General features: G+C 47.7%; 14 protein-coding genes and 1 pseudogene. 5 read left to right on the top strand and 10 right to left on the bottom strand.

The annotated features are described in order from the left end of the window. Nucleotides 1-121 (top strand): winged helix-turn-helix transcriptional regulator (locus tag H6G92_RS40695; RefSeq protein WP_199345129.1); only part of this gene is annotated, 121 nt, incomplete at its 5' end. Nucleotides 122-303: 182 nt separating this feature from the next. On the opposite strand, the gene H6G92_RS36740 is transcribed toward H6G92_RS40695, so the two are convergent. Next, nucleotides 304-1,821 (bottom strand): reverse transcriptase domain-containing protein, encoded by a 1,518-nt coding sequence (locus H6G92_RS36740; RefSeq protein ID WP_190901538.1) that lies wholly within the window; start codon nucleotides 1,819-1,821, stop codon nucleotides 304-306. Nucleotides 1,822-2,016: 195 nt separating this feature from the next. Beyond that, complete coding sequence (locus H6G92_RS36735; RefSeq protein ID WP_190901537.1) at nucleotides 2,017-2,277, bottom strand: hypothetical protein; 261 nt, start codon at nucleotides 2,275-2,277, stop codon at nucleotides 2,017-2,019. Nucleotides 2,278-2,401: 124 nt separating this feature from the next. Between H6G92_RS36735 and H6G92_RS41280 the strand changes: the two genes are divergently transcribed. Together H6G92_RS41280 and H6G92_RS36725 are read left to right on the top strand one after the other, a co-directional pair. Beyond that, entirely contained in the window at nucleotides 2,402-2,578 is a 177-nt protein-coding gene (locus H6G92_RS41280) for a winged helix-turn-helix transcriptional regulator (protein WP_390625529.1), read from the top strand. Further along, complete coding sequence (locus H6G92_RS36725) at nucleotides 2,494-2,745, top strand: hypothetical protein (protein ID WP_390625530.1); 252 nt, start codon at nucleotides 2,494-2,496, stop codon at nucleotides 2,743-2,745. Before H6G92_RS41280 ends, H6G92_RS36725 begins: the two co-directional genes overlap by 85 nt. Nucleotides 2,746-3,237: 492 nt before the next feature. Here the strand turns inward: H6G92_RS36725 and H6G92_RS36720 are convergent, their stop codons facing one another. From H6G92_RS36720 to H6G92_RS40690, 3 genes are all read right to left on the bottom strand, one after another. Continuing rightward, nucleotides 3,238-4,068 carry an oxidoreductase gene (locus H6G92_RS36720; protein WP_190901534.1) on the bottom strand — a complete coding sequence of 277 codons (831 nt, stop codon included), beginning with the start codon at nucleotides 4,066-4,068 and terminating at the stop codon, nucleotides 3,238-3,240. A 174-nt stretch (nucleotides 4,069-4,242) separates the two neighbouring features. Then, nucleotides 4,243-4,578, bottom strand: a complete 336-nt coding sequence (locus H6G92_RS36715; RefSeq protein WP_199345128.1) for a nuclear transport factor 2 family protein — start codon at nucleotides 4,576-4,578, stop codon at nucleotides 4,243-4,245. Nucleotides 4,579-4,810: 232 nt separating this feature from the next. Further along, entirely contained in the window at nucleotides 4,811-4,936 is a 126-nt protein-coding gene (locus H6G92_RS40690; protein WP_277926935.1) for a hypothetical protein, read from the bottom strand. Nucleotides 4,937-5,359: 423 nt separating this feature from the next. Between H6G92_RS40690 and H6G92_RS36705 the strand changes: the two genes are divergently transcribed. Next, a complete protein-coding gene (locus tag H6G92_RS36705) occupies nucleotides 5,360-6,265 on the top strand; it encodes an AraC family transcriptional regulator (protein ID WP_190901530.1) in 906 nt (301 codons plus the stop codon). Between the two features lie 231 nt (nucleotides 6,266-6,496). Here the strand turns inward: H6G92_RS36705 and H6G92_RS36700 are convergent, their stop codons facing one another. From H6G92_RS36700 to H6G92_RS36685, 5 genes and pseudogenes are all read right to left on the bottom strand, one after another. Further along, on the bottom strand, nucleotides 6,497-7,003 hold the full coding sequence (locus H6G92_RS36700) for a cupin domain-containing protein (protein ID WP_190901528.1): 507 nt from the start codon (nucleotides 7,001-7,003) through the stop codon (nucleotides 6,497-6,499). Nucleotides 7,004-7,025: 22 nt separating this feature from the next. Continuing rightward, nucleotides 7,026-7,310 carry a BBE domain-containing protein gene (locus H6G92_RS41275; protein WP_242059482.1) on the bottom strand — a complete coding sequence of 95 codons (285 nt, stop codon included), beginning with the start codon at nucleotides 7,308-7,310 and terminating at the stop codon, nucleotides 7,026-7,028. A 660-nt stretch (nucleotides 7,311-7,970) separates the two neighbouring features. After that, nucleotides 7,971-8,511 (bottom strand): annotated as a pseudogene (locus tag H6G92_RS40045) (FAD-binding oxidoreductase); the annotation flags it as partial. A 242-nt stretch (nucleotides 8,512-8,753) separates the two neighbouring features. Continuing rightward, complete coding sequence (locus tag H6G92_RS36690; protein WP_190901525.1) at nucleotides 8,754-8,903, bottom strand: hypothetical protein; 150 nt, start codon at nucleotides 8,901-8,903, stop codon at nucleotides 8,754-8,756. After that, a complete protein-coding gene (locus tag H6G92_RS36685; RefSeq protein WP_190901523.1) occupies nucleotides 8,903-9,841 on the bottom strand; it encodes an alpha/beta hydrolase in 939 nt (312 codons plus the stop codon). The genes H6G92_RS36690 and H6G92_RS36685 overlap by 1 nt, the downstream gene beginning before the upstream one ends. Nucleotides 9,842-10,055: 214 nt before the next feature. Between H6G92_RS36685 and H6G92_RS36680 the strand changes: the two genes are divergently transcribed. After that, on the top strand, nucleotides 10,056-10,958 hold the full coding sequence (locus H6G92_RS36680) for an AraC family transcriptional regulator (protein WP_190901521.1): 903 nt from the start codon (nucleotides 10,056-10,058) through the stop codon (nucleotides 10,956-10,958). Nucleotides 10,959-11,095: the final 137 nt, after the last annotated feature.

Raw genomic sequence — 11,095 nt, 5'->3', positions numbered from 1 at the left:
GACTCAAGGCAAAAAGCGATATGGCCAACTCAAACAACAGATTGTTGGTGTATCGCCGAAAATGCTGATTCAGAATCTGCGAAATTTAGAGCGCTATGGGTTAGGCACAAGCCTTGAATAAATCAGCCCAGCCGTCGCTTTCGCCTTGAGGGCTTTCATCGCCTAAATCTCTCGGTTTTGCCAAAAATATTATTGATACGGCTGGGCTGATTTATTTGGTTGAGTCGATGGGGGATATTATTCCCCGCACCTCTCATTTAGATCCGTGCGTACCCATTTCTGTGTACACGGCTCCCGATATTCTTAGGGAGTTACCCTTTTGCTCATGTGGATGTAACCGTGGCAGCTTTCATGAATGGCTAGAAGGTTATTATTTTTCCAGTTATTATGGTTTCCATCTGAATGATGGAGATGTACCTTCTCATCACTGAGCATTTTTAGTCCACAATGTTCACATCTATGGTTTTGCCGCTTAAGGGCAAAAGAGGTATGGTTGTCATAGAGCTTGCTATTACGCTCGCTCCAGTACGTTAAATCTCCGTCATAGGGTGATTTTTCTCCTTTGACATTGATGTGTTTATTTTCGGAGTAAGGGATTGCTGGGAATGCTTTGTTTAGTAATTGCTTACTGGTATAGCGATTCTGCTTGCTTTCCTTGTTGAGTACCTTATACGCTCTGTTTTGGACATGGTACAGTGAGAACTTTGACCCGTCCATCTTGCAGAAGCGGTGGTAGTTCCTCCAACCTCTAACTACCGGGGCTAATTTCTCAGCCTTTGTGGTAGCTCCATAATTCGAGTTGTTGATGATGATTTTTACTTTCTTGCGAAAAGCTTTGTAGTTATCCGCTGAAGGGAAACATCTAAACTTTCCGTTTTTCTGGACTTGAAAGTGCCAGCCTAGAAAATCGAAACCATCTGTTGCGGCGGTTAGCTTTGTCTTTTTATCACTGAATTTCATTCCCCGCTCTGCTAAAAACTGGCTAATTCTGTCAAGTATTTCTAACGCGTTTTCATTAGGCTTGAGTATGATTACCATATCATCGGCGTACCGTACTGACCGATGTATTGACTCTATCCCATTCAACGCAATGTTAGCTAATAGTGGACTTACCACCCCGCCTTGTGGTGTTCCTTGTTCAGGAAATTCTGGATTAACTCCGGCTTTGAGACATCGGAAGATTCCTTGCCTTATACTCTTAGGAGCGATGAGTCTATCCATAATGGCAGCATGGTTTATCCTATCGAAGCACGCTTCAATATCGAGTTCTATAACTCGCTTATCCTTTCCGTTGGCATTTGAGCTTAGGTTGTGGAACAAGATTTTCTGAGCATCATGTGCCGAGCGTCCCGTTCTAAATCCGTAGCTTCTGGCATGGAAGGTAGCTTCATGTGCTGGTTCTATTGCGTATTTGATAAGACATTGATATGCTCTATCTGCAACAGTAGGGATTTTTAGCATTCTGGTGGTACTACCGCCCTTTTTTGGGATGGATATACTACGTAATTCCTGGTGTTTCCAGTCATTGCTTGATGCTTTCAGCAGTTCACTTAAATCAAATCGTTCCTTAAAGTTAAGGGACTTTTTGCCGTCGATTCCTGCCGTCTTTTTCCCAGCGTTTAGCTGTGTTACTTGACGGATTGCCAGTAATCTTGCTGCGGTAGATTTCAGAATCAGTTTTTGTAGTGACTGAGCTTTTCGCTTGTCGCCAACAAGAATAGCTTTATACACTCGCTTTTGTAGGCGGAATAGGTTACTTCGGAATCTCTTCCACGGTAATGTTTTCCAGGATTCACTAGTGTTATCACTGTGTCTAATCATGCTCTGCTCCGGTTTGTGTATTCTGAACACCTCAGACCAATTACGGTCTGTCCTACCCGAACTGAGGGAGTTCCGCTACTCGTCTAGCCTACGCAAGGGTTCGACCTTCCCTTTGACCCTCAACTCGTTTTTATTCGTTCCCTCGGTGAGATTGTTTTGTTTCTTTAGGTGTAGCCAATTCAACCACTGAATCCCCTAGACTCTTGCCGCTATTTCCAATAAGAATGCTGCGGGGGTTAGCTTCAGTAAGGTCGGGGGTTTTGTGTTGCGCCCCGCTTGGGAGTAAGTTGCTTTTCTAGGCTCTGTTTCACCATAGAAACTCCCCATTAGCGCCAGTGTCACCTCGCAACAAGTGTCTGTTTGCGCCCTGTTCCCAGCTTCACCCTCCAGAAACCGAGTCTGGTCAGTGTGGGCAGATAGGGAGTCATACCTGAGTCTGGTAGACGGGGCTTTCACCCGCATTCCTCCGAGAGTTCAACCGTTACCATTTCTGATTTTGGTTGGTGAAGTTATTTACGGACTATTACCGTGATTCATTCACACCGAATCGCACATTGGATCTCCCTTAGTTGAGAGAGAGGTGTATCTATCCGTCCCCCTAAGAGTCGAATATTCACTTACTCCACTGGGGGCTTCTCTAGTGGAGCCATTGGCAATATTGGGTGAGTGGGCATATCGACACATTACAGATGTAAAAACGGCGATGGAACATTACGATCGCAATCCAGAAACCAGCGATTACTGGCAACCAAAGTAGCGGCGATTGAGCGGGTGGAGGATGGAGTTGATGCTGTCAAAGAATTACTCAGTACCCTAACGATTGATGAGTGTTGCGGCGTGATGCTGGAGTTTGAGGATCTTGACCCGAACAAATTTGCTCAACTGGTGGCAGATGCCCCCGATTGGGTGGAATGGATGGCGTGATAGTCCTGCTACCCGACCACAGTGATGCCCTATTGCATATAAAAAATCCTGGATAAATGCCAACTCTATCGAGATTGCAATTTATCCAGGGTTGTAAAGTATGTATTTATGTCTCGTAAAAACGTAAACTTAGTATTCCCAAAAATTTTGGGATTTGAACGTTACATAGATGTGATCTTCATGGGGGCTGCCGAAATCAACCACAGAGTATATGCTTTTCTCTCTACCATTTAAATGGAAATTACACGATTGTCGGCTCAATACTAAACGTTAGATCAATATATATAGGCAGCAATTACACGTTTTGGCTTCAAAGTGGAATCGGCAATTGAAAGTGTTTCTACCTCGCCAATGTTGATTTTGAAAATGAAATAGAGGGCGCTCCATTGGTGTGGTCGGTGTGCGACGCGGCTCAAGTCCTCAGTAAGAAGTAATCTTGCCACCGAGAACTTGAAGCATTTATTTATATCTACTTTTTTTCAGCATCTTCCACTATCTGTAATCAGTGGATTCAGCCAGAGTCCGCCATTGTGCCGTCTCTTGCTCGACGTAAGCGTTTTTCTGGGCAATGGCTCGAAGGGTGTCTGTGCCGAGCGGCAACCGTAGCGGTGGCGTATCCGCATTCGCGAGTTGAAGCATCGCCTGGGCAAGCTTGGTCGGGTCTCCTGGCTGTTGATAGCTCAGTTCAGAGGCGATTTTACGAACTTTACCAACTGTCTCGGCGTAGTCGGGAATTTCCATTGCAGTGCGCTGGAGTGAACTGCCATCGAGAAAATTGGTGCGGAAGTATCCTGGCTCTACCACCGTTGCATGGATGCCCAGAGGCGCTAACTCATCATGCAGCGCTTCGGTAATGCCTTCAACGGCAAACTTGGTTGAGGAGTAGATGCCCCACCCTGGAGTAGAGCGATAGCCCCCGATCGACGATAGGTTGATAATGTGTCCAGAGCGGCGCTGGCGCATACTGGGCAATACGGCACGAGTCATATTCAACAGTCCGAAGACATTCGTGCGATAAACCCGCTCAACCTCTTCGGCGCTGGTTTCTTCGATACCGCCGAGTACACCAAATCCCGCATTGTTGACTAATACATCGATCTGCCCAAAGCGTTCCAGTGCTGCTGCAACTGCCGCTTGCACCTGAGCTTCATCGGTAATATCCAAACTGAGCGCCAACACATTTGGGTTCGACTCAATTTGATCCAGATCGGTCTTTTTGCGGGCAGTTGCAATTAATTGATCTCCTGCTGCCAAAACAGCTTTCGCGATTTCGGCTCCAATTCCACGAGAAGCACCTGTAATGAACCATGTTTTCTGAGTCATTGGTCGATCTCCTTTATTGCCTTATTCTTTCATTACCTTTTTGGTATGGGTTTATCTTAGGCTTTAAGACAAAGGTTATAAATACATAAACCTTGCAGCTTATTGCCTAATTTTCTCAAGCAAGAAGTTGAAACAGACAGTTACGCTCGGTGTACTGCAAGTGGCAATGTTCTATCACTTCTTGCGCGGCGGCACGCGCCTCCAGAATTCATCGAAGGCTATTGAGTCAAAGAATGCGATGACTTTGACAATCTTTCCGTCCCGCATCTCCATGAACCAAGCGTAGGTGTTGCGATAGGGCTTACCGTCCACTGCTGTGGCCTCACCATCAAATAACACAATCACTGTGTCACCTTCGCTGTATAGATTGCGGATAGTGGGGGATAGCGGTTTAGTCAATCGGGCGTTGAACGGTTGGATCACCGCATCCAGAAATTCTTTGCGAGACGCATATTCTTTAGCAACTAGAGAATTTCCTGTAATTGTCCAGGTAGCATCAGCCGCAAGCAACTCGAATGGCCCTCCGGTTCCAGCGCGCCAGCGAGCAAAACTGGCTTGAATCAGTTGCTTGTTCACTTCGGTCTTTGTTTCAGAGGCATTCATAGTTGGAGTTCCCATCAAACATGCGATAACGATGGCAACAAAAAAGTATCCTACGCGAGTTAACATATGCACTCCTTCTTGTACGGGTAGCTTCTCAAAATCGCCGATCCACGAGTTTCTTTGTAGCGGAACCAATCGGTCAGAATTTGATGAGCGCCCGCCCAACAACATCGCCCATCCGCAGGAGATCGAGGATTTCGTTGACCTGATCGAGGTTGATAATTTTGACCGTGTGACGAACCTTGCCCTGCGAGGCAAGCGCCATGACTTCGGTCAGATCGTTGTAATTGCCCCAGAACGAACCGTGATAGATATATTCGCGAGGCTACATTTCAGTGTTCAGCGATCGCCCAATACAAATCACTCAAGTTCTTTGAGACATCTTTGTTCTTCTAAAAATTAGTGAATAACAGCGTTATCTCATTGAATGAGTAGCCGTATTTTTGTCCAATCCTCCGATTGATCCAGCTATCAAAGCAAGTTTCGTTATGCCTTGCTCATTGCCTTATCCTTTCATTTCCCCTTGGAATGTGTTCATCATAAAATTGAAAGGATTGGCACTAAATACCTAAAACTTGCACATACTTGCCTAATACTCTCAGGTAGAGGATTGACCAGAGGGAACATTCTCTATATAGTGTCTGGAAATGGCTGAATTTCTCAAGCATCCAGCAAGGTGATTGAAATAATGAAGCGGGGTACAGCAAGCAATTTATGTCAAGAATTGGCAACATTAGTGATTCGGCACACCCATGGAAAGGGAAACGGTATTCATTCAACCGCCATTGAGCAGTTGGAATTGATGCGGGAATCTACTGCTCCGACAGCACTGTGTGCCGTGTATGAACCGACACTTTGCATTATTCTTCAGGGTAAAAAAGAAACCTTACTGGGCAAGGAAACCTATCACTATGGGACGGCTCAATACATCGTGGTCACGGTCGATCTGCCACTCAGCGGATTGATTGTCGAAGCAACACCGGAGCAGCCGTATCTATGCTTTAAGCTCAGTCTGGACGCGACTGTGCTTTGGAATATTATCGATCAAATCCAGCATATTTCAGATCAAAAAGAAAGTTCAGTCAGAGGCTTGTTCGTCAGTGATGCTGATGAATCGTTGATTGATTGTGCCATCAGGCTGACACGGCTTTTAGATACGCCGCAGCATATTCCATTTCTGGCACCGATGATTGTTCGCGAAATCTATTACCGCCTTTTAATTGGTGAACAAGACGAAGCAGTTCGGCAGATTGCGACATTTGGGAGTCATATGCAGCGCATTGCGGAAGCGATCAAACAGATCAAAGCTGAATTTACAAAAATATTGCGGGTTGATGATTTGGCAAAGCAAGCAAATATGTCTCCCGCATCATTCCATCGCCACTTCAAAGCAGTCACTTCAATGAGTCCGATGCAATATCAAAAACAGTTGAGGCTGATGGAAGCCCGTCGTCTAATGCGGATCGAAAAGACCGATGTAACCAATGCTGCTTATCAAGTTGGGTATGAGAGTGCCTCACAATTCAGCCGTGAATATTCTCGTATGTTTGGTACGTCACCCATTAAGGATATTGGACAATTCCGTAAAGTCTAAACAGGGGGTTTGCCAATGCATCTGTATCAGCGAGACCTTCGGTATGAGAGAAAGGCACGGGATGCTTGAGAGTATTAAATGACAGCGACATTGACGGGCTGGTAACAGCCAGGAATCTTTCCCCATCAACCGATCATCTATGTCGCGACATAGGGATGGGGTGGTTAGATGGGTTGAGAAGTAAGTACTTTCAACGGTATCTGTTCCACCCCTCCCTATCCCAAACTCACGTTAATTCAGTGCAGGTTCAGTAGCAGCGTTGGAAGATGGAGCTTGAACAGACAGAGGCGCTCCAACGATCCAAGTGTCGTACTGGCGTGCAAGCTCTGTCCAACCTTCGGGCGGTGTTTGACCGATTTGGGGGAAGAATTCGTCGATGCCACCGGGGACGAAGGTGCCGAGCAACCGGGCCCTTCCGGGTCCAAGATTCACCCATCCATGCACGGTGTTACGGGGTACCACAACCGATGTTCCGGGCCCGACTTCAAACTCTTCGCCCGCGCAGTGGAAGCGAAACCTGCCTTCAAGGACTTCAAAGATCTCTTCCCTATCTTGGTGATAGTGGAGTGGCGGTCCTACAAACGGTGGAACATTCACTTCAATAATTGTGAAAGCCCCATCGACATCTTTGCTATGGACGCGGATAGCCATCTGCTCGCCGGGCACTGTATCGAACCAATCGAGGTTCTCGCTCTGTCCAACAATTGCAACTTTGTTTTGATTGAATTGAGTACTCATTGTTTTAGGGGTAAAGGTAGTGTTATGAACTTACTGAGGTAACGAGCATCGCTGGGGTAGCGGTGGGTTTGATATTCTGGTTGCGATGAAACAGATTGGTGGGGTCATACTGGTTCTTGAGCGCCACGAGTCGCTCGTATGTGGCAGTCGGATAGACCTCACGAATCCGCTGCTCTCCCTCATCCGCCAGGAAACCCACATAAGCACCGTTAGCGTAGGGTAAGAGCGCCCGAAAGACTCGCTGGGTACGGGCATCGAGACTGGCAGCATCGGCAGATAATGGTGCGAAGTGAGCGATCAACACCATGCCCTGTTTATCGCGATGAGCAAAGGCGGTCACATCAGGCGCGACCCGACTCATCGCGCCACCCAGGACACGTAGGGAAACTAACGTTTCAGGAGATATGACAGATTGAGTGGATTCAACTAATGCGTGTATCATCTCGTCTGAGAATGTCTCGAAAAACTGCGATCGCGAATGATGCTGAAAGCCAGGGATCTCACCAACCGCTGTAAGCGCAAAAATCTCTGGATAGGGCATGGGAGCGATCAGGTCGGCGATCGGGGTGGCAAGCTGACGCAGGGGAGCCACAACCCGCTCACCCTCGCTGATGTCACCGATGTAGCAGACCATAATCCCGACGACTGGGGTGCCCTGTTTGTCAGGGGGAATGAAGGGGGCAGGAGGTGCCAGCATGAACAAAACTTCAGTGGAAAGTTCATCTGGTGCTGCCGCTGCCAGGCGAGTATACTCTCGCAAAATGCGCTCTGCCTCGGTTGCCTCATAAAAGACGGCACCACCCAAAACAGTTCCGCCTGGATGCAGGTTTACCTCGAAAGCCGTTGCAATGCCAAAGTTGCCACCGCCACCGCGTAAGCCCCAAAACAGTTCGGGATTTTCATCAGCACTGGTACGCAGCAGTTGTCCATCTGCCGTAACCAGTTCCACTGCTTGCAGGCGATCGATCGTTAAACCGTAGGCACGGACCATCCAACCGATGCCGCCGCCCAGTAGCAAGCCACCCACACCTACGGAGGCAACGTCGCCTGCCGTCAATGCCAATGAGCTTTTTGGCAACCTCACCCCAGGTAAGACCTGGTTCCAAACGCGCTGTGTGGTGTACCGGATCAATTGTCATTGTCTTCATGTAGGAGAGGTCGATCACCAGCCCACCGTTATTGGTGCCATGTCCGGCTGCACTATGCCCTCCACTCCGCACAGAGAGCGTCATTGCCTGCTCACGGGCAAAATTGACAGCGACTTTGACATCTTCCGCATCAATGCAACGCACGATCGCAGCGGGATAGCCATCAGCGAGACCATTCCAGACTTTTCGTTCAGCTTCATACGCAGGGTTGTCAGGCAGGATCAGTTCACCTTGGATCTTCGAGGCAAGTATCTTGATCGCTTTTTCGTAGTCATGCAGCTTCTCTTGTGGAGATGCTATTTGAACATGAGTTTGCCCATTTTGCTCGTATTGAGCAGTTCCTTGATGTTGTTCTGACATTAATTACTTCCTTTCATTGTTTAGAGACATAGAAATACTCCTGTTCATCAATGCGCTGTGTCATGAACAGTAATGGATTCACACCAAAACACTCCTCCATTCACCATCTTTTGTGATGGCGAAGTTAACTCCGCTATCAATGATGATCGATTGTTCAGTAACAAAACTAGAATTACTGGAACAAAACCGCAGTAATCACGAAGTTTGACTCATCACACTCACGTTTGGATTAAGAGTGTCACCTATGTTGTAGACATCATTAAAAGCACCTCGATCGTGGAAAAGATGCGATCTGCGCTAGCCTGGGCTTCGCCCCGCTTCGCTAACGGCAACGCCAAGGGTGAACGCAGCAGCGCTTCGCTATCGCAAAAACAGTCTGCTCCAGCGTCCATTAAGCGGCAGTAACTTCCAAGACAGGAGCCTCAACGTGTTGCAGATATTTCTTAAACCATTTCACGGCAGTTGTGCTGGCAATCTCGAAGCCCTTTCCCTGGAAACCGTCGAAGTGTCCACCCTTCAAGATTGTGAAAGACTTCGGCTCCATCGCATGAGCGTAGACAGCAGCGGTTAAGTCGGGAGGTGCGAGAAAATCCTTCTCACCTACAATCAGACATAGCGGAGTGGGAAAGATCGCCTCAAAGTGAGGAACGGGTTCGTAATAGAGCGAATGCTCGATCGATTCAAAGGTGATGCGATTCTCCCATCGTCCTTCACTGGCGCTTTTAGCAGATTCAACCCAGGTGTACGCATCGGGTGTCGGCAGAAAGCTCGGTTGTCCGGGTGCGGCAACCAGGGGAAAGTAGCTCACTTCCCCAGTTTGATACCGTTTGATGCGGTCTTGTGAAAGCAACGTTGTCAGTTTATCGAGGTCAAGGGGTGAAGTCAGACGACGAGAGTTGAGAAAAAGATTCACTGTCGGCATCTGGGCTACGACGGCTTTCACGCGCTGATCGAATGCCGCCAGATGCAGCACATGACCACCGCTATAGGAGAAGCCCCAAACACCGATGCGATTGGGATCAACTTCACGTTGGAGTTGAGTCCAGGTGATAGCATTGCGGTAATCCTCGTGTTGCTCGGTCGGGAGCATTTGTCCACGAGGTTCTCCCTCACTGGCACCGATGTAGCGGTAATCGAACAGCGTGACGACGAACCCAGCTTGAGCGAAGCACTCAGCGAACTGAGGTAGCCCCATCTCTTTGGTCAAGCCAATGCCATGCGCCATGACAATGGCAGGACAACGTTGACCAGATGCGGCTTGATCTGGAGTGTAAAAGGTGACGGAACACTTTAACCCTTTACTGTCAAAACTGGCAGTTCTTTTGTGCATCGCTCTCCTTTATTGCCTTATCCTTTCATTGCTCTTTTGGCATGAGTTCATCATAGGCTTTGGAAAGAAGGTTATGAATACATAAACCTTGCAAGTTATTGCCTGATTTTCTCAAACACCAAGATGGTGTTCAAAAGAATCCTCTATAATATGTGCAGTAAAACGATGAGAGGGATGTCTCACGATACGTCGCTAAACGTTGACAGGATCTGGTATGGCAGATGAATTTCTAAAGCGCGAGACCACGATTGATGCTTGTCAAGAATTGGCAAGATTAGTGACTCGCCACACGGATGGCAGAGGAAACGGTGTCCATTCAACGGCGATCACTCAGTTGGAATTTATGCGAGAATCTGTGGCTCCGACAGAACTCTGCACGGTGTATGAACCGACGCTTTGCATTATTCTTCAGGGTAAAAAAGAAACCTTACTGGGGCAGGAAACCTATCACTATGGGACGGCTCAATACATCGTAGTCACGGTCGATCTGCCGCTCAGCGGAAATATTGTCGAAGCGACAGCGGATAAGCCCTATCTATGCTTTAAGCTAAACCTGGATGCGACTGGGCTTTGGGACATTATTGACCAAATTCAGCGCCGTCGAGATCAAAAAGAAAGTTCGGTCAGAGGCTTGTTCGTCAGCGATGCAAATGCCCCGTTGATTGAGTGTGCTACCCGACTCACACGGCTTCTGGATACGCCCGAAGATATTCCATTCCTGGCACCGATGATGATTCGCGAAATCTATTACCGTCTTTTAATGGGCGACCAGAGCGAAGCGGTTTGGCAGATTGCGACCTCCGGCAGCCAGATGCAGCGCATTGCCGAGGTGATTAACCAGATCAAAGCTGAGTTTACAAAGCCACTGAGCATGGATGATTTGGCAAAGCAAGCGAGAATGTCTTCCGCATCATTTCATCGGCATTTCAAGGCAGTGACCTCAATGAGTCCGTTGCAATATCAAAAGCAATTGAGGTTATTGGAAGCCCGTCGTTTGATGCTGGCTGAAAATGCAGATGCAACCCGTGCGGCCTATCAAGTTGGTTATGAGAGTCCTTCACAGTTCAGCCGTGAATATTCCCGCTTATTTGGTGCACCACCTATAGAACCCATTTGACATCTAAGAGGGTGCAGCAAGCCTCTTAACCATCAACCGAATAAAACAAAGATTAACCTTGGCAGTCGCATTCGCTAAAGTTCTCTCAAAGTTCTTGACGAGGATTTTGCATCTTTCCATCCAAGCATTTGACCGCT

It is taken from the genome of Nostoc foliaceum FACHB-393 (assembly GCF_014698505.1).
GTDB lineage: Bacteria > Cyanobacteriota > Cyanobacteriia > Cyanobacteriales > Nostocaceae > Nostoc > Nostoc foliaceum_A.
This window is presented reverse-complemented; position numbering and strand designations above follow the sequence as displayed.